Source organism: Mycolicibacter nonchromogenicus, from assembly GCF_002101775.1.
Taxonomy (GTDB): Bacteria; Actinomycetota; Actinomycetes; order Mycobacteriales; family Mycobacteriaceae; genus Mycobacterium; species Mycobacterium nonchromogenicum.
In genome coordinates this window covers 21,259-38,918 of record NZ_LQPI01000036.1, presented here as the reverse complement: position 1 = coordinate 38,918, position 17,660 = coordinate 21,259, and the positions used below count along the sequence as shown (strand labels likewise).

Below are 17,660 nucleotides of genomic sequence, written 5' to 3'. Positions count from 1 at the left end.
TGGATAACATCCGTATTCCGAATCTACGTTCGCTAGTAGTGTGATGTCAATGAAACGCCCTGAGGTGGTGCGTGACTACGGCGGGATCAGCGCGGTGGACCGCCGTGCCGAGCGCCGGAGCAAGCTGCTGGCCGCCGGTCGCCAGATCTGGGGAGAATCCGGCATCGGCGAGGTCACGGTCCGCGGCGTCTGTACCGCCGCCGGGCTCACCCCGCGCTATTTCTACGAGCAGTTCCCCAATCGTGACGCGCTGTTCTTCGCGGTCTCCGACGACGTCCGCGATCAACTGCTCGAAGCGATGGTCACCGCCGGCATCGGCGATCCCGGCACCCTGGCGGACAAACTCCGTTCCGCGCTGACCGCGTTTCTCGACCTGATCGCCGCCGACCCCTGCATCCACCGCATCGCCACCAGCGACCTCTCAGCGATTCCGGGGCTCAATGAGCACCGCGCGGGCATCCTCGACATGATCACCGACGCGATCGTCGAACATGCGCCGGACGTTCTCGACGGTCAGAACCTCGCACCGGAAGAGTTGCGCCGCGGCGCGCTGTTCATCGTCGGCGGAGTCAACCAGATCATCGAGACGTGGCTGGCCAATCCGGTCGAGTCCACCGCCGAACTGGCCGCGATCTGCTCAGACCTCTCCGTCGCCCTGGTGCGAAGCATCGTGGCGCGCAGCGATCAGCTTCACCACTGATCGCGCGGCACGTCGAAGTCCGAGCACAGCGCCCACCACACGTCACGCGGCTCCACACCGTCCTCGATGGCCTGCACCGCGGTCCGTCCGCCGACGGCGGCCAGCACGTGGTCGGCCAGCACCGAGGCGCCGTACGCGGCACCAAAACGCATCGTGACCCGTTCATGGAATTCGGTCAGCCGCACACACCCAACCTACCGAGTGCCGGACAGTGCTTCATGGCACACCCGTACCGGATCGGCGACATCGGTGGCGGTGTCAGCGGCCCGCCGCGCGGCGTCGCGGAAGCTCGGCGACGCCAACACCGAGCCTACCGCCTCGGCCAACGCCGGCCCGCTCAATGGCCGGATCAAGCGCCCACTGCCTTGGCGCACCACACGATTGGCGATCTCCCACTGATCGCCCCCGCCGGGCACCACCACCAGCGGCACCCCACCCAGCAGAGTCTTGGCCACCATGCCGTGCCCGCCGCCGCAGACAACCACGTCGGCGTGTGTCAGCAGTTCGTCCTGGCGTCCCAGCCCGGCGACGGCCCACGGGGGCAGCTCCAGGGGCGGGCCGCCCAGCCGCGAAACCGCCAGCCGGGCGCCCTCGGGAAGGCCAGCACCGGGAACCAGATGCTCCAGGGCGAGCTCGGCCAGCCCGGCGGCTCCGGTGGCGGCGGTGGACGGCGCCACCACCACCAGCGGGCCCGACCCGGGCGGCAGCTCGAGCACCTGCTCGGTCGGCTCGAAGTGCAGTGGTCCCACCACGACTGCCTCAGCGGGCCAGTCCGGTCGGGGCACCTCGAGTGCGGGCAGCGTGGCGATCAGCCGTCGCATTGGCCCGGGATCGTCGGCCGGCAGACCGATACCCACCCGCGCCTCGGCGCGCTGCCGCAGGCCCGCGCGTATCGAGCGTGCCGTCAACGAGCGCATCAGTGCATCCCGCAGCCGGCCGCGCACCCCGGTGCCCGGCGCCAGCCCGCTGCCGATCGGCGGCAGTCCCTTCGACGGCAGGTACAGCGGGTGCGGACTGAGTTCGACCCACCCGATGTCGAGCAGTTCGGCGGCCATTCCCCCGCAGGCCGTGATGACGTCGGAGACCACCAGATCCGGTGCCAGAGCCCGCAGCTGATCGCGGTTCTCCACCGCCATCCGCGCCGCGCGGTGATGCAGCTTGGCGCCGTCGTCGGCGTCGTCATCGGCGGCGGTGGGATCGAGTCCCAGCAGCTCCGCGGCGTCCACCCCGGCGCCGCGCGCGGCGTCGAGCCACTGCACGCCGGTCAGCAGTGTCGGTGTATCGCCGGCCGCCGCGAAGCGCTTGCACAGCGCGATCGCCGGGAACGCGTGACCGGGATCTGGGCCGGCTACCACTACGACTCGCATCGGCCTACCGTGCCACAGCCCCGCAGGCTTAGGGTGGCAGGCATGACCGAACTGACTGGCCAGCCGAGCGCTGTTGAGTCCGCCACCAACATCGGCATCGTCGAGACCTTCCTCGATGCCCTGCGCGACGAAGACCTCGACACCGCGGCGGCGGCACTCGCCGAGGACGTGGTGTACCAAAACGTCGGGCTGCCGACCATCTACGGCCGCAGCGCCACCATCAAGGTGTTCCGGCGGTTGGCCGGCCGTGGGGCCTTCGACGTGAAGATCCACCGGATCGCCGCCGAGGGCCCGGCGGTGCTCACCGAACGCACCGATGTCCTGACGTTCGGACCGCTGCGCCTGCAGTTCTGGGTGTGCGGCGTCTTCGAGGTGCACCACGGCCGTATCACGCTGTGGCGCGACTACTTCGACTTCCTGGACATGTTCAAGGCGACGCTGCGCGCGGTGGCGGCCACCGTGTTCCCGGCGCTGCGGCCGACGCTTTAGAGTCTGCGCCGTGCGTCAAAGTCCTAAGCCCGCCCGCCCGAACCCGATCCAATACCTCCGGTACTGCTACGGGCGCCCCCTGCCGCCCGAGCTGCTGGACTGGGTCCGCAATGACCTGGCGGGTCGGGGGGCCACCATCCGGATGATCATGCGCGCCGTCGTGCCGACGACGCTGATCCTGATCCCGTTCTGGTTCTTGCCGGCGGACTTCATGACGCACTTCACCATGACGTTTCCGATCTGGTTCATGGTGATTCTGTTCGCGCACGCGCTCAACAAGGTGTGGCGCACGCACATGTTGCGGATGCACGGCCTGGACCCCGACCTCGCCAACGCACGCAAGCGCGCACGTGAGGCCCACATTCACCGGGCCTACGAGGAACGCTACGGTCCCCGGCCGGAATCGGTGGATCAGCGCAGCGACGACATTTAGACGACCCGGGGCAACTCGGCCAGTTCGTCGAAGGCCTGCGCCCAGCCCAGCATCTTTTCGGTGGCACCTGCCAGTTCTTCGCGGTAGCGCCGCTGGGACATCGGGGAATTCGCCGGATCGCCGGCCGGCGTCGTCGAGCCGGCGTTGGCCACTGCCACCAGTTGCGCTGCGGCGGTGACCATCTCGTTGTACTGGCGAACACCGGCGCTGAGCTGTGCGGTGAACGCGTTGATGGTGGGCACCAGGTATTGGCGCGACTGGGCGCTGGTCTGCACGGCACGCTCCATGGACACCACCTCGGCGGCGGTGGCCGCCATGGTCGACGCGGCGCGGTTGACCGCGGCCGTCAGTTCGCTGATCTCATCGGCGGGCAGCAGCCGGCCCCGCTCGAGTACGGCCAGCAGCGAGACCATCCCCCGCTCGGAGGCACCCAGCGCGTACATCGCCGGCCGAGCCGCCGACCCGGGCGGTGGCAGGCGCCGCACCGCGGTGGTGCGCGCGGCCGGCAGCGGCGCCGCGCGCAGCCAGCGATAGCGCATCAGCAACAACGTCGCCGGGGCAGCCGCGCCTGCGGCCACCAGCCCGGTGATCAGCAACACCCACACCGGCGTCGACCAGGACGCCAGCACGGCGGTCACCAGGGTCCAGAATCCGCACGTGGCAGTGAAGAACAGGCCCAGGCGCAACGCCCACCGGCGCTTGCGCAGCATCCTGGCCCTCGGGTCGGCGATGGCGCCGAGCTTGTCGGCGAGCAGGTCAGCGACCTCGCTGGCTCGGTCAACGGCACGCTGCAGCAGGGGATGCCGCGCGCTGCCCGTCAGTGTCGCGGCCACCGGACTACCGCCCCAGCGGATTCTCGGGAGTGGGGTTGGCCGATGGCGGCGGGCTTGCCGGGGTGGCCTGGCCGGGGGCGTTGGTAGCGCCACCGGCAGGTAGGGACTCGCCCCGCATGGATGCCCGGATCTGCTCCAGGCGGGAGTGTCCGGCCATCTGCACACCGGCCTGCTCAACCTCGAGCATTCGGCCCTGTACCGAGCCCTGCGCCAGCTCAGCTGCCCCGATCGCGTTGGCATAGCGCCGTTCGATCTTGTCGCGCACCTCGTCGAGGCTCGGCGTGGTGCCCGGAGCGGCGATCTCGCTCATCGAACGCAGCGAGGCGCTGACCTGTTCCTGCATCTTGGCCTGCTCGAGCTGGCTGAGCAGCTTGGTTCGCTCGGCGATCTTCTGCTGCAACACCATGGCGTTCTGCTCCACGGCCTTCTTGGCCTGCATCGCCGCCGACAGCGCCTGATCGTGCAGGGTCTTGAGGTCTTCCACGTTCTGTTCGGCGGTGACCAGCTGAGCCGCGAACGCCTCCGCGGCGTTGTTGTACTCGGTGGCCTTCGCGGCGTCTCCGGCGGCCACGGCCTGGTCGGCCAGCGTCAGAGCCTGGCGCACATTGACCTGGAGCTTCTCAATGTCGGCGAGTTGCCGGTTGAGCCGCATCTCCAACTGCCGCTGATTGCCGATCACCTGCGCGGCCTGCTGGGTCAGGGCCTGGTGCTGACGCTGCGCCTCTTCGATCGCCTGCTGGATCTGCACCTTGGGATCGGCGTGCTCGTCGATCTTCGAGTTGAACAGCGCCATCAAGTACTTCCACGCCTTGACGAACGGGTTGGCCATCAGTCAGCTCCGTCTGCTTGGGTTCCAGTGTTGTCGCGCTACCACCGGTGATCAATTTATCGGGTCAGCGGGTATCGGGTGGGTCTTCAGCCCGGGCGCGTCATGCCGAGGCTACCGATGCCAGCGTCCGAATCGGCGGGATCACGACCTTGGTGCCGACGTCAATGCGGGTGACCGCACCGCTGTGGGCGGTCCGCGCACTCAGTTGGGCCCGCTCGGCCTGCTCCAGCCGGGTTCCGGCGTCGAAGAGAACCGAGGACAACGGAATCTGCAACGCCGCGCAGATCGCGTTGAGCAGCTCGCTCGAGGCTTCCTTGCGGCCCCGTTCGACTTCCGAGAGGTAGCCGAGACTGACCCGCGCCGCATCCGAAACCTCGCGCAGCGTGCGGCCCTGGGCGGTCCGGGCTTGGCGCAGCACCTCGCCCACCGACTCCCGCAGCAATGTCGTCATCGTGCACTCCCCTTGGTTCAACCTTGGAAACCGACAGTCACCAAGGTCAACGCACGCGATGCCCCAAAGGGTTCCCGGATTCGGCGGCGCGATTCGGATCAGGTGCGAACCGGGCCACCGCGCAGGTCGGTGACCGCCGAAACGACGTAGTCGACGCCCGTCAGCACCGTCAAGATCACTGCCGCGGTCATCACCGTCCAGGCCGTCACCAACCAGGGGCCGGACAGCGGCAGGATGAGCAGCCCGATGCCGACCGCCTGTACCAGGGTCTTGAGTTTGCCGCCCCGGCTGGCCGGGATCACCCCGCGGTGCAGCACCGCGAACCTCAGCAGGGTGATTCCGATTTCGCGGGCCAGAATCAGCACCGTCACCCACCACCACAGATCGCCCAGCATCGACAGGCCGATCAGCGCCGCGCCGATCAGCGCCTTGTCGGCGATCGGGTCGGCCAGTGTCCCGAATTCGGTCACCATGCCGTAATTGCGCGCCAGGGTGCCGTCAAGTCGGTCGGTGATGATGGCCACGGCGAAGATGACGAACGCCACGACGCGGGCCTTCGGATCGTGGCCGTCCTCGGCGAACAGCGCCAGCAGGAAGACGGGGACCAGCCCCATCCGCACGACGGTCAGCGCGTTCGCAAGATTGAGTACGGGGACATGCGTCACCGTTGGACCGGTTTTTGGCTGTCCCGACACGGAGGTCAGAATATCTGTTGCCTGCCCCGAAACGAGAAACCGATACTGTGCAGCTGTGAATGTTGCGGCGGAGCAACCGGCCGGGCAGCCCGTGGTCCGGCGCGCCCGCACCTCGGACGTCCCGGCGATCAAGAAGCTGGTGGACGTCTACGCCGGCAAGATCCTGCTGGAAAAGAACCTGGTGACGCTGTATGAGGCGGTCCAGGAATTCTGGGTTGCCGAAGACGCCGACCACCAGGTGGTGGGCTGTGGCGCCCTGCATGTGTTGTGGTCAGACCTCGGTGAGGTGCGCACCATCGCAGTGGACCCCCGCCTGACCGGTCGCGGTATCGGACACGCCATCGTCGACCGCCTGCTGCAGGTCGCGCGGGAATTGGAGTTGGAGCGACTGTTCGTGCTGACCTTCGAGACCGAGTTCTTCGCCCGGCACGGCTTCACCGAGATCGAGGGAACGCCGGTGACCGCCGAGGTGTTCGAGGAGATGCAACGCTCCTACGACGTCGGCGTGGCCGAATTCTTGGATCTGAGCTACGTCAAGCCCAATACATTGGGCAACACCAGGATGTTGCTGATCCTCTAATCGACGATCAGGTCGCGTGATCGGCGAACCGCGCCGACGAGAAAGCTGAACTGTCCGTCGGATTCCATCCGGCCCTCCCGGACCACGGACAGGTCGGCGATTCCCTGCTTGCGCGCCTGCTCGCGGACCTGCTCCTCGGTGATCATCTCTTTGCGCATATTGGCGTAGAGGAATTGGCCCTCGTGGATCACCAACAACGGCCCCGGCCGCAGGATCCGCGCCACCGCCGGCCAACGATGCCCCGCCCAGTTCAGCAGGTATGACCAGCCGATGATCACGCCCACCAGCAGAACACCGTCGCTGATCGAGTGATAGCTACCGGCCATGCCGTTCTGCGCCGCGTCGGCGATCAACACCACGACGATCAGATCGGTGATTCCGTTGGTACCCGCCTCGCGTTTCAGCACCACCCGCAGCAGCGCATAGATCGCGATATAGACCACGGTTCCCCGGATGAAAATCTCCGATGGCGGCGTATCGAATGCGAAAAGTCCGGCCCACTCCACGTGGCGAGATTACGCGCTTATCCCGGTTTGGAAAACCGCTGGTTCCCGGTCCGTATCCGGTCCGTATCCTGTGCGTGTCGGGCGCGTGTCGGGCACGTTTCCCGGTGGCCGAACTGGGGACTTCCGGCCCTGCCGCATGCCACCCGGACAGGAGATAGTGGTACTGACAGTTGCAGACAACTGGAGGTAGCCGTGGCCGAGCACCTGACCCCTCTGGACGCCGGTTTCCTGGGCGTCGAGGATTCCGACCACAACGTCAGCATGGCCACCGGGACACTGGCCGTTCTCGACGGTCCGGTTCCCGACCAGGCCTCGCTGCAGAGAACACTCGCCGAACGCCTGCGCGGATGCCCGAGGTTCGGGCAGCGACTGGTGCGCCACGCTTTGACCCTGAGCGCACCCGAATGGGTGGACGACCCGCACTTCGACGTGGCCCATCACATCGGCCGGGTCGCAGCGCCCTCCCCCGGCTCAGACGCCGAGCTGCACGCACTGGTCGCCGATGTGATGTCCTGGCGGCTGGATCGCGACCGCCCGCTATGGGAGATCTGGGTGATCAGCGGGCTCAGCGGCGACCGGTGGGCCCTGCTGATGAAGGTCCACCACTGCATCGCCGACGGCACCGCGGCCGCACACATGCTGACCGGCTTGTCCGACAACGGATTCGCCCAGCTGGCGGCCCACGCCGCTGCGCCACACGAAGTACCACAGCCGCCGCACGGCCGGCTCGCCGTGGACCTCAACCCGCTGCATTGGATCGATGCCCTGCGCGGTGTCGTGGAACTCGCGACCGGCTTGCTGCAACCGGGCGCGTCGGCGCTGAACGGTCCGATCACCAGCCGCCGCCGCTACAGCGCGGCCCGCGTGCCGCTCGCCGATATCCAGCAGGTCTGTCGGGTCTTCGACGTGACCGTCGATGACGTGGTCCTGGCGGCGCTGACCGAGAGCTACCGCGACTTCATGATCCGTCGTGGTCAAGTTCCCCAACCCGATTCGCTGCGCACCCTGGTGCCGGGATCTCCCGTGACCGCGGATGCACCGGCACGCCCCGATGACCGGGCTTCGTTGCTGTTGCCGCGGCTGCCGATCGAGGAGTCCAACCCGGTGAAACGGCTGCTGGCTGTGCGTTCCCGGCTGGCGGAGGCCAAATCCGGGCAGCGCGACGCCGGACGCGCAGTCATGTCGGCCGCGGGATTGCTGCCGGTCGCGTGGTCGGCCTGGGCGGCGCGGTTGCTCGGACAACTCCGTCAGCGGGGCGTGGCGGCGTTGGCGACCACTGTGCCCGGCCCGTCAGAGCCGTTGCAGATCATGGGATGCGATGTGGTTGCGGTGCTGCCGGTGCCGCCGATCGCCATGCAGCTGCGCACCGGTGTGTCGGTCCTCAGCTACGCCGGGGAACTGTTCATCGGAGTGCTGGCCGACTTCGAGTTCGCCGCGGTGGACGAACTGGCCCGCGGCTTGGAGGCCGCGGTCGCCCGGCTGGTCGCGCGCAGCAAACGCCGCCGGCCGCTGCGCGACTGGCATGGTCTGGCTCTGGTGCACAGCGCGTAGCGGCGGCGCCTAGAACTCGTCTAGAACTCGTCTAGAACTCGTCGCCGCCGCCGTCGTCGTCGGGGCCGCCACCGCGGATGGCCATCAGCGTCGCGGCCAGTTCGTCGGGCTTGACCAGCACCTGTCGGGCTTTGGAGCCCTCGGAGGGACCGACGATGCTGCGGGTCTCCATCAGGTCCATCAACCGGCCGGCCTTGGCGAATCCCACCCGCAGCTTGCGCTGCAACATCGAGGTGGAACCGAACTGGCTGGACACCACCAGTTCGACAGCCTGCAGGAAGACGTCCATGTCGTCGCCGATGTCGGGGTCGACGTCGCCGCGATCGCCGCTGGGCTTCACGGCGGTCACGCCCTCGGTGTACTCGGGCTCGGCCTGGTCCTTGCAGGCGCTGACCACGGCCTGGATCTCCTCGTCGGAGATGTAGGCGCCCTGCAGCCGGATCGGCTTGTTGGCGCCCATCGGCAGGAACAGCCCGTCGCCCATGCCGATCAGCTTCTCGGCGCCCGGCTGATCCAGGATGACCCGGGAATCGGTGAGCGAGGACGTGGCGAACGCCAGTCGGGACGGCACGTTGGTCTTGATCAGGCCGGTGACGACGTCCACCGACGGCCGCTGGGTGGCCAGCACCAGGTGGATGCCGGCGGCACGGGCCTTCTGGGTGATCCGCACGATCGCGTCCTCGACGTCGCGGGGCGCGGTCATCATCAGGTCGGCCAACTCGTCGACGACCGCGAGGATGTACGGGTAGGGCCGGTAGACCCGTTCGCTGCCCAGCGGCGTGGTGATCTCCCCGGAGCGGACCTTGTCGTTGAAGTCGTTGATGTGGCGCACCCGGGACGCCTTCATGTCCTGGTAGCGCTGCTCCATCTCCTCCACCAACCAGGCCAGCGCCGCGGCGGCCTTCTTGGGTTCGGTGATGATCGGCGTGATCAGGTGCGGGATGCCTTCGTACGGCGTGAGTTCCACCATCTTCGGGTCGATCAGGATCATCCTGACCTCTTCGGGGGTGGCGCGGGCCAACAGGGACACCAGCATCGAGTTGACGAAGCTGGACTTGCCCGAACCGGTGGACCCCGCCACCAGCAGGTGCGGCATCTTGGCCAGGTTGGCGGAGATGAAGTCGCCTTCGATGTCCTTGCCCAGCCCGATCACCAGCGGGTGGTGGTCGCCGCGGGTCGACGGGGCGGTCAACACGTCAGCCAGCCGCACCAGTTCACGGTCGGTGTTGGGCACCTCGATGCCGACGGCGGACTTGCCCGGGATCGGGGCAAGCATCCGCACGCTCTCGGTGGCGACCGCATAGGCGATGTTGCGCTGCAGGGCGGTGATCTTCTCGACCTTCACCCCGGGGCCCAGTTCCACCTCGTAGCGGGTGACGGTGGGTCCGCGAGTACAGCCGGTGACGGCGGCGTCGACCTTGAACTGCTCCAGCACCGAGGTGATCGCGTCGGCCATCTGGTCGTTGGCGGCGGTGCGTCGCTTGGGTGGATCCCCGGCGACCAGCAGGCTCAGCGGGGGCAGCGTGTAGGGACCCTCCACCACCCGGTCCAGGACGACGGTGTCGGCGGGCTTGGCCGCCTTGGACGCCTTGCGGCGTGCGGGCTTGACCGGCGGGGGCGCCGCGGCGGGCTCTTCATCGAGCGGGTAGTTGTCCAGCGGGGTGCGCGACTGCCAGTCCGGGGTGTCGTCGGCGAGGTCCGACTCGAGCGCGCCGAACCGGCTGGTGCCGCCGGCCTGGGCGCTGACGCCGGTGGAGCCGTAGGAATCGTCTTCGACGCCGCCGTGGCCCTGGTCGCCGTAGTCCTGGTCGTAGTCCGAATCGTCGTAGTCGTCGTAACCGTCGTACTCGTCGTCGTAGTAGCCGTCGTCGTACTCGCCGCGGAACAACGTTCGTAAGGTCTCGGGCGCCTCCCGCAGGGTGGTCCCGGTCAGCAACAACACGCCGAACAGCACTCCGATGCACAACAACGGCGCGGCGATCCACGCGGTGAGTCCGTCGGCCAGCGGCCCGCCGATCGCGAATCCCACGAAGCCGGCGCCGTACAGGCGGCCGTCGGGAGTCTGCGGCGAGCCCGACCACAGATGCCACAGGCCCAGAATGGGCAGCGCGATCATGGCCGATCCGAGGACCAGCCGGGGACGGTTCTCCGGGTCGGGTTCGGTGCGCATCAACAACACCGCGCCGGCGGCGGCAAGGATGGGCAGCAGCACCACGGCCCCGCCGACCACGGTGCGCAGACCGGTGTCGATCCAGGCGCCGACAGGACGGGCGGCATCCAGCCAGCAACTCGCGGCCGTGACCACGGCAAATCCCAGCAGGGCCAGCGCGATGCCGTCCCGGCGGTGGCCCGGGTCGATGTCGTGGGCCCGGCCCACCGAGCGTGCCGCGCTGCCGGCGCCCTTGGCGACCATCAGCCAGGTCGCGCGGGCGAGCCGTCCGCAGGCCATCCCGAGCGCCACCGGGCCCGAATGCTGTCGCGCGGACCGACGTGGCTTGGCTGCCGGGCGAGGCCGAGCGTTGCGCGGTCCCCCCTTGGGAGCCGCCTTAGAACCGGCTTTAGCCCTGGTAGTCCGGGTGCCGGAACGCGCGGGGGCCCTACTAGCGGTCTTACCAGCCATATCGGCAATCCTAGTCGCAACTACCCCATCTGCACCATAAGCCACACGGGCCCCGTGGGACGGGTTTGCCGCACGTCCGGCGCAGCGCTGGGTAGGGTGACCGGTGAATCCCCTACCTGCCAAGGAGTCGCACATGCCCGTGGTCGTCATCGCCACCTTCGCCGTCAAGCCGGAATCGGTCGAAACCGTCCGCGAAATCTGCACCAAGGCGGTGGCGCAGGTCCACGAAGAACCGGGCTGCCAGCTGTACTCCCTGCACGAAGCCGACGGCTCCTTCGTCTTCATCGAGCAGTGGGCCGACCACGAGGCGCTCAAGGCACACTCGACGTCGCCGGCCTCCGGCGAGCTGTTCGGCAGCCTCGGCGAGCACCTGGCCGGCGCACCCGAGATCAAGCTGCTCAACGCTGTCCCCGCCGGCGACCCGGCTAAGGGCCAACTGCGGCCGTGACGGCCCGACCGTCCGACGGGGCCCAGCGCGGGAAGGTCGCGCTGATCACCGGCGCGGCCCGCGGCCAGGGCCGGGCCCATGCCCTGCGCTTGGCCGCCGACGGCGCCGACATCATCGCTGTCGACCTGTGCGAACAGATCGACAGCGTGCCCTATCCGCTGGCCGGCGCCGAGGACTTGGCGACGACCGTCGAATTGGTCGAACGCACCGGTGCGCGCATCGTGGCCCACCGGGCCGACGTGCGCGATCAGGCGGCGCTGGGCGCCGCGGTGCAGGCCGGTCTGCGCGAGCTGGGCCGGATCGACATCGTGGTGGCCAATGCCGGCATCGCACCGATGGCCGCCGCCGACGGCTGGCAGGACGTCATCGATGTCAACCTGACCGGGGCCTACCACACCATCGAAGCGGCGATACCGACGATGATCGACCAGGGCGACGGAGGGTCGATCGTGCTGATCAGTTCGGCCGCGGGCCTGGCCGGGATCGGCAGCCACGACGCCGGGGCCATCGGTTACACCGCGGCCAAGCACGGGCTGGTCGGACTGATGCGCGTCTACGCGAATCTACTGGCGCCGCACAGCATCCGGGTGAACTCGGTGCACCCGGCCGGGGTGGACACCCCGATGATCAACAACGACTACGTGCGGGGTTGGCTGGCTGAGCTCACCGCCGCGACGGGCGCGCCGCCGGATATGGGCAATGCGCTGCCGGTGGCGGTGCTGGAAGCGGAGGACATCGCCAATGCGGTGGCGTGGCTGGTATCCGATGCGGCCCGCTACATCACCGGCATCACGTTGCCCGTCGACGCCGGGTTCATCAACAAGAGGTAGCCCGCGGCACGCAACCCGGTGGCTCAGACGGCCTATGAAATGGTCGGTGTACGCCGAGAAGATGTGACTTTTCCACCGCGAGCAGACGTGAAAGCCCCTAAAAACACCCAGTTTCGGGGGCTTTCGTGTCTGGTCGCGCCAGGGAAGGCTCAGACCTCGATCACCGTCGGAACGATCATCGGCTGACGCCGGTAGACCTCGCCTACCCACTTGCCCACCGTGCGCCGTACTGCCTGAGCGATCCGGACCGGATCGGTGACCTGTTCTGCGACAAGGGATTCCAGCTCCGCCTCGACCTTTCGGGCAGCCGGCTCCAAGGCCTTCGGGTCTTCGGAGAAGCCCCGCGAATGCAGGTGCGGCGGGGCCACCGGCTTGCCGGTCCCGCGGCGCACCACCACCGTTATCGCGACGAATCCACTGGACAGGATCAACCGCTCCCCCAGTGTCGCGTCGCCGACATCGCCGTCGACGAGCCCGTCGACGAACATCTTGCCGACCGGCACCGCGCCGGCGATGCGGGCTTGCCCGGCAACCAGATCGACGCTGACCCCGTTCTCGGCCAGCAGGATCGACTCCTCCGGCACTCCGGTCCGTGCGGCCAGGGCGGCGTTGGCCCGCAACATCCGCCAGGTGCCGTGCACCGGCATCACATTGCGCGGCCGAATCCCGTTGTAGAGGAACAGCAGTTCGCCGGAGTAGGCGTGCCCGGACACATGCACGCGGGCGGCGGCGTTGGTGACCACCCGGGCGCCGATCTTGGCCAGGGCGTCCATCACGCCGAAGACGGCCTCTTCGTTGCCCGGAATCAGCGACGACGACAACACCACCAGATCGCCGGCGGTCAGTGTGATGGACCGGTGCTCGCCCCGCGACATCCGCGACAGCGCCGACAACGGTTCGCCCTGGGTACCGGTGGTGACCAGCACCACCTTCTCCGGCGGCATCATCTCAGCGGCCCCGATGTCCACCAGATCTGAGTCCGCCACCCGCAAAAAGCCCAGGTCTTTGGCGATGCCCATGTTGCGGACCATCGACCGGCCGACGAACGCGACCCGGCGGCCCAATGCCACCGCGGCATCGACGATCTGCTGCACCCGATCCACATTCGAGGCGAAGCAGGCCACGATCACCCGGCCCTCGGCGCCGCGGATCAGCCGGTGCAGGGTGGGGCCGACTTCGCTCTCGCTCGGGCCCACCCCGGGGATCTCGGCATTGGTCGAGTCGCACAGGAACAGGTCCACGCCCTTGTCGCCCAGGCGCGACATGCCGGGCAGGTCGGTGGGGCGCCCGTCCGGGGGCAACTGGTCGAGCTTGATGTCGCCGGTGTGCAAGACGGTGCCCGCGCCGGTGTGTACCGCGATCGCCAGCGCATCCGGGATGGAGTGGTTCACCGCGAAGTACTCGCACTCGAACACTCCGTGGGTGCTGCGCTGACCTTCTGCCACCTGAACGAAGACCGGCTTGATTCGGTGTTCCCGGCACTTGGCCGCGACCAGCGCCAGGGTGAACTTCGACCCGACCACCGGGATGTCCGCCCGCAGCTTGAGCAGGAACGGGATGGCACCGATGTGGTCCTCGTGGGCGTGGGTCAGCACCAGCGCCTCAACGTCGCCGAGCCGGTCGGCGATGTGGCGGATGTCCGGCAGGATCAGGTCGACGCCGGGCTCGTCGTGGCCTGGGAACAGCACGCCGCAGTCGATGATCAGCAGCCGGCCGAGGTGCTCGAAAACGGTCATGTTGCGGCCGATTTCGCTGATGCCGCCGAGCGCGGTGACGCGCAGCCCGCCTTCGGTCAGCGGGCCCGGCGGGGAAAGATCCTCAGTCACGTGCGCCTCACCCGAGAACGGACGCGGCGCGCATGTCGATGGCAAGTTCGTCGACTTCGGCGGCGGTAGCCGGCACCATCGGCAACCGGGGGTCGCCCGCCTCGAAACCCTGCAACCGCAGGCCCGCCTTGACGAAGGTCACCCCGCCGACGCGACCCATCGCGTTGGACAGCGAGGCGATCGAGACATTGATCTTGCGGGCCGTCTCGACGTCGCCGGACGTGAAGGCGGCCAGCATGTCGCGCAACTGGGAGGCCGCGAAGTGCGAGATGACGCTGACGAAGCCGGTGGCGCCCATGGCCAGCCAGGGCAGGTTGAGGGCGTCATCGCCGGAGTAGTAGGCCAGTCCGGTCTCGGCCATGATCTGCGCTCCGGCGTGCAGATCCCCCTTGGCGTCCTTGATCGCGACGATGTTGGGGTGCTCGGCCAACTCGAAGATGGTGTCCGGCGCGATCGGCACCACCGAGCGGGCCGGGATGTCATAGAGCATCACCGGCAGTGCGCTGGCGTCGGCGACAGCGGTGAAGTGCGCCAACAGGCCGGCCTGGGAGGGCCGGGAGTAATACGGCGTCACCACCAGCAGGCCGTGTGCGCCGACCCCGGCGCAGGCCTCGGCCAACCGCACACTGTGCTCGGTGTCGTTGCTGCCGGCGCCGGCGATGATGCGGGCCCGGTCGCCGACCGCCTCCACCACCGCGCGCAGCAGCGTGAGCTTCTCGTAGTCCGCGGTGGTCGGCGACTCGCCAGTGGTTCCCGAGATCACCAAACCGTCGCAACCAGCGTCGATGAGGCGATTGGCCAGGCGCACGGCGGCGTCGGTGTCCACCGAGCCGTCCGCGCCGAAGGGGGTCACCATGGCGGTCAGCACGGTGCCGAACTGCGCCTTGGCGTCGAATCCGCTGCTGCTCACGGCCCCAAGATTACCTGGCCCCCGGAGTTGCTCAGACCTCGGTGGCGAGCGGGCTGGTCGCGACTTCGGTGCCGTCGGCCAGCGTGCTGATCTCGAAATCGCCGAACGCCGCCGGAGCCACGTCGGCAAGCTGTCGCAGGCACTCGACGGCCAGCCGGCGAATCTCGACATCGGCGTGCTCACTGGCCCGCATCGCGATGAAGTGCCGCCACGCCCGGTAGTTGCCCGTCACCACGATGCGGGTCTCGGTGGCGTTGGGCAGCACGGCACGGGCGGCCTGCCGGGCCTGCTTGCGGCGCAGTGTCGCATTGGGCTGATCGGCGAACTTGGCCTCGAGGCGGGCCAGCAGCTCGGCGTAGGCGGCGCGACTGGCATCGGCGGACTCGGTCAGGATCCGCTGCAGCTCCGGGTCGTCCTCGACGCCGGGCGGTAGCACGATCCGTGAGTCAGGTTCCGGGACGTAGCGCTGCGACAGCTGCGAGAACGAGAAGTGGCGGTGCCGGATCAGCTCATGGGTGGCCGACCGGGAGACACCGGTGATGTAGAAGGTCACCGAGGCGTGCTCCAGCACCGAGAAGTGCCCGACGTCGATGATGTGCTTCAGGTAGGTGGCGTTGGTGGCGGTTCGCGGGTTGGGTTTCGACCAGCTCTGATAGCAGGCCCGCCCGGCGAACTCGACCAGCGCCGGGCCGCCGTCGGCGTCGGTGCTCCACGGCACGTCCGGCGGTGCGATGAAGTCGGTCTTGGCAATCAGTTGCACGCGCAGCGGCGCCGTCTCGGCCACGGCTCTCACCTTAAGGCGTGCCGGGCCGGTGTCAGCGCCACCGCGCCCACACGTAGGGCACCAGCGACCGCAGGAACTCCAGATCAGGACCGGGATGGGCGTCGGCGAACGCGTGCTCGAAGTACTCCTCGGCCGCCAGCAGAATGCCCTCGGCGTAGTGGCGGGTGAACGCGATGCTGCCGTAGTCGTCCATCATCGTGCGCACCCGCTGCACCAGAGCAGCCGAGCGCTGCGCTCGCGTGCGGTGCAGATAGTCCGCCAGCAGGTCCCGGTCGGATGGCCGCGCCACGGACAGCAGATGAACCAGGGGCAGCGTCCGCTTCCCTTCGTAGAGATCGCCCAGGATCTCCTTGCCGTAGATCCGTTCGTCGCCCACCAGGTTCAGCAGGTCGTCGCGGATCTGGAATGCCGCTCCGAAATGGAAACCGAATCGGACCAGCGACCCCAGCTCCGCGGTACCGTGCGACCCCACGATCGCCCCCACGCGCAGCGGATGGATGGTGGTGTACCAGCAGGTCTTGTGCAGGATCAGATTCAGGTAGTCATCGGGCGCCAGGTCGTCGATGTTGTCGGCCTGCCAGCCCACCTCGATCGCCTGGCCCTCCAGAGTCCGCAGGGCCATGGTGTCGAACTCCGACCAGACCAGTTCGCCCAGATCACGGTCAAGCTGCCGGGTCGCCCGGCGCAGTACCTGCCCGGCGACCAATGCCAGCGCGTCGCCGGTGTTGATAGCCGTCGCCATCCCATACATAGCGCCCAGAGTCGGTCTGCCCCGGCGCATCTCGCTGCCGTCGGCGACGTCGTCATGCACCAGAAAGGCGTTGTGCAGCAACTCGATCGCCACGGCGATGCCGAGTAACGCATCGGTGTCGGCGCCAAAAGCCCGGCCGGCCGACAGGCACAGCGCGGGCCGCAGCGCCTTACCCGGCCGCTGCGGATACGCCCGCAGCGGTGCATAGAGCCACTTGCTGGGCTCACCGTCGGGCAGCGCGTCGAGCATCGCCCGTCGAACAATCCGGGCGACCTCGCCCAGGCGTTCATCGACCGCGGACACCGAGGCGCGGTCGGCGGTGTCGGTCACGACTCCTGCGCCGCGACGGTGAGCACCACCGGAAGCCAGAGATCCGGGCAATCGTCGGCCAGCAGAGTGCCGCGATAGGTGCCCGGGCAGATCTCGGCGCCCACGTCGACGCTGATCTGCACGCCCCTGCTGGACCGGCGCGGCATCGGCACCGTGACGGGGTCGATCCGCACCGCGCCGGCATCGATCACCTGGCCACCGTGACCGAGCAACGCGCTGCAGCGCAGCCGGACTGCCGGGCGGTCCTCGCCCTCCCGGTTGTGCAGCCACACCTCGCCGGCGGCCGAACCCGGCCCGGTGACGCGCAGCGTCAAGGCGTCTTTGGAGGCCGGATCGTTGACGTCCAGAGCCACCGGCCCGCCGTCGTCGTGCGGTCGCGTCGCCGGCCGCGACCGAAGCAGGAATTGTCCGGCCGTCGACCACCAGGCCCGGGTGAACCGTTCCAGGTCCGGCGGGCCGGCGGAGTCGGCCGCGTCAGCGGTGGCACCCTCGGGCGCCGCGGTCGCCGCGGTCGCCGCTTGAGCGAATTCATCGATGATTCGGCGGGCGGCACGGAAGCCCTCAGCCTGGATCGCATTGAGCGCTCGCGCATTCGCGGCGGGATCAAATATAGACGCCCACGGTAAGTCGTCGATGGTGCCGTCACCAAGCGCTTTGTCAGCCACCGATTCCGTCCTTAGGAAATCATTTGGGTTTCTGTAAAAGAATTCTCTTTCGGGACTGCCGA

20 protein-coding genes are annotated in these 17,660 nt (G+C 68.4%); 7 read left to right on the top strand and 13 right to left on the bottom strand.

Annotated elements, in window-relative coordinates:
* The first annotated feature begins 49 nt into the window (after window positions 1-49).
* Window positions 50-700: a TetR/AcrR family transcriptional regulator gene (locus tag AWC18_RS07700; protein ID WP_064996252.1), complete on the top strand. Its 651-nt coding sequence runs from the start codon at window positions 50-52 to the stop codon at window positions 698-700.
* Here the strand turns inward: AWC18_RS07700 and AWC18_RS07695 are convergent.
* Both AWC18_RS07695 and AWC18_RS07690 read right to left on the bottom strand, forming a co-directional pair.
* Window positions 691-885, bottom strand: a complete 195-nt coding sequence (locus AWC18_RS07695; RefSeq protein ID WP_064996253.1) for a DUF3046 domain-containing protein — start codon at window positions 883-885, stop codon at window positions 691-693. The genes AWC18_RS07700 and AWC18_RS07695 overlap by 10 nt on opposite strands.
* Before the next feature lie 9 nt (window positions 886-894).
* Window positions 895-2,067, bottom strand: a complete 1,173-nt coding sequence (locus AWC18_RS07690) for a glycosyltransferase (RefSeq protein ID WP_085138322.1) — start codon at window positions 2,065-2,067, stop codon at window positions 895-897.
* 42 nt (window positions 2,068-2,109) lie between these two features.
* Here AWC18_RS07690 and AWC18_RS07685 point away from each other — a divergent pair, with 42 nt between their 5' ends.
* Both AWC18_RS07685 and AWC18_RS07680 read left to right on the top strand, forming a co-directional pair.
* Complete coding sequence (locus tag AWC18_RS07685; protein ID WP_064996315.1) at window positions 2,110-2,556, top strand: limonene-1,2-epoxide hydrolase family protein; 447 nt, start codon at window positions 2,110-2,112, stop codon at window positions 2,554-2,556.
* A 10-nt stretch (window positions 2,557-2,566) separates the two neighbouring features.
* On the top strand, window positions 2,567-2,989 hold the full coding sequence (locus AWC18_RS07680; protein WP_064996255.1) for a DUF5313 domain-containing protein: 423 nt from the start codon (window positions 2,567-2,569) through the stop codon (window positions 2,987-2,989).
* On the opposite strand, the gene pspM is transcribed toward AWC18_RS07680, so the two are convergent.
* The 4 genes from pspM to pgsA form a co-directional block, all read right to left on the bottom strand.
* On the bottom strand, window positions 2,986-3,822 hold the full coding sequence (gene pspM / locus AWC18_RS07675; RefSeq protein WP_085138321.1) for a phage shock envelope stress response protein PspM: 837 nt from the start codon (window positions 3,820-3,822) through the stop codon (window positions 2,986-2,988). The genes AWC18_RS07680 and pspM overlap by 4 nt on opposite strands.
* 4 nt (window positions 3,823-3,826) lie before the next feature.
* Complete coding sequence (pspA, locus tag AWC18_RS07670) at window positions 3,827-4,651, bottom strand: phage shock protein PspA (RefSeq protein ID WP_064996257.1); 825 nt, start codon at window positions 4,649-4,651, stop codon at window positions 3,827-3,829.
* 100 nt (window positions 4,652-4,751) lie between these two features.
* Complete coding sequence (gene clgR / locus AWC18_RS07665; protein ID WP_064996258.1) at window positions 4,752-5,102, bottom strand: transcriptional regulator ClgR; 351 nt, start codon at window positions 5,100-5,102, stop codon at window positions 4,752-4,754.
* 98 nt (window positions 5,103-5,200) lie between these two features.
* Window positions 5,201-5,797: a CDP-diacylglycerol--glycerol-3-phosphate 3-phosphatidyltransferase gene (pgsA, locus tag AWC18_RS07660; protein WP_085138320.1), complete on the bottom strand. Its 597-nt coding sequence runs from the start codon at window positions 5,795-5,797 to the stop codon at window positions 5,201-5,203.
* Window positions 5,798-5,852: 55 nt separating this feature from the next.
* On the opposite strand from pgsA, the gene AWC18_RS07655 reads away from it, so the two are divergent.
* Window positions 5,853-6,377 (top strand): amino-acid N-acetyltransferase, encoded by a 525-nt coding sequence (locus AWC18_RS07655; RefSeq protein ID WP_109560020.1) that lies wholly within the window; start codon window positions 5,853-5,855, stop codon window positions 6,375-6,377.
* On the opposite strand, the gene AWC18_RS07650 is transcribed toward AWC18_RS07655, so the two are convergent.
* Window positions 6,374-6,883, bottom strand: a complete 510-nt coding sequence (locus AWC18_RS07650) for a DUF421 domain-containing protein (RefSeq protein ID WP_064996261.1) — start codon at window positions 6,881-6,883, stop codon at window positions 6,374-6,376. The genes AWC18_RS07655 and AWC18_RS07650 overlap by 4 nt on opposite strands.
* Window positions 6,884-7,075: 192 nt before the next feature.
* Between AWC18_RS07650 and AWC18_RS07645 the strand changes: the two genes are divergently transcribed.
* Entirely contained in the window at window positions 7,076-8,434 is a 1,359-nt protein-coding gene (locus AWC18_RS07645) for a wax ester/triacylglycerol synthase family O-acyltransferase (RefSeq protein WP_234806458.1), read from the top strand.
* Window positions 8,435-8,465: 31 nt separating this feature from the next.
* Here AWC18_RS07645 and AWC18_RS07640 read toward each other — a convergent pair whose 3' ends face one another.
* Window positions 8,466-11,054 carry an FtsK/SpoIIIE family DNA translocase gene (locus AWC18_RS07640; protein ID WP_085138319.1) on the bottom strand — a complete coding sequence of 863 codons (2,589 nt, stop codon included), beginning with the start codon at window positions 11,052-11,054 and terminating at the stop codon, window positions 8,466-8,468.
* A 133-nt stretch (window positions 11,055-11,187) separates the two neighbouring features.
* Here AWC18_RS07640 and AWC18_RS07635 point away from each other — a divergent pair, with 133 nt between their 5' ends.
* On the top strand, window positions 11,188-11,502 hold the full coding sequence (locus AWC18_RS07635; RefSeq protein ID WP_064996263.1) for a putative quinol monooxygenase: 315 nt from the start codon (window positions 11,188-11,190) through the stop codon (window positions 11,500-11,502).
* Complete coding sequence (locus AWC18_RS07630) at window positions 11,499-12,332, top strand: mycofactocin-coupled SDR family oxidoreductase (protein ID WP_064996264.1); 834 nt, start codon at window positions 11,499-11,501, stop codon at window positions 12,330-12,332. The genes AWC18_RS07635 and AWC18_RS07630 overlap by 4 nt, the downstream gene beginning before the upstream one ends.
* A gap of 149 nt (window positions 12,333-12,481) precedes the next feature.
* Here the strand turns inward: AWC18_RS07630 and AWC18_RS07625 are convergent, their stop codons facing one another.
* The 5 genes from AWC18_RS07625 to AWC18_RS07605 are packed head-to-tail and all read right to left on the bottom strand — an operon-like array spanning window position 12,482 to window position 17,598.
* The gene (locus tag AWC18_RS07625; protein WP_085138318.1) at window positions 12,482-14,158 is read right to left on the bottom strand and encodes a ribonuclease J; all 1,677 of its coding nucleotides are present in this window, start codon (window positions 14,156-14,158) and stop codon (window positions 12,482-12,484) included.
* A 7-nt stretch (window positions 14,159-14,165) separates the two neighbouring features.
* Window positions 14,166-15,068, bottom strand: coding sequence for a 4-hydroxy-tetrahydrodipicolinate synthase (gene dapA / locus AWC18_RS07620; RefSeq protein ID WP_064996266.1), 903 nt, complete (start codon window positions 15,066-15,068; stop codon window positions 14,166-14,168).
* Between the two features lie 31 nt (window positions 15,069-15,099).
* Window positions 15,100-15,852, bottom strand: coding sequence for an FAD-dependent thymidylate synthase (gene thyX, locus AWC18_RS07615; protein WP_085138317.1), 753 nt, complete (start codon window positions 15,850-15,852; stop codon window positions 15,100-15,102).
* A gap of 31 nt (window positions 15,853-15,883) precedes the next feature.
* Window positions 15,884-16,933, bottom strand: a complete 1,050-nt coding sequence (locus AWC18_RS07610) for a polyprenyl synthetase family protein (RefSeq protein ID WP_085138316.1) — start codon at window positions 16,931-16,933, stop codon at window positions 15,884-15,886.
* Window positions 16,930-17,598 carry a hypothetical protein gene (locus AWC18_RS07605; RefSeq protein WP_085138315.1) on the bottom strand — a complete coding sequence of 223 codons (669 nt, stop codon included), beginning with the start codon at window positions 17,596-17,598 and terminating at the stop codon, window positions 16,930-16,932. The genes AWC18_RS07610 and AWC18_RS07605 overlap by 4 nt, the downstream gene beginning before the upstream one ends.
* Window positions 17,599-17,660 lie beyond the last annotated feature (62 nt).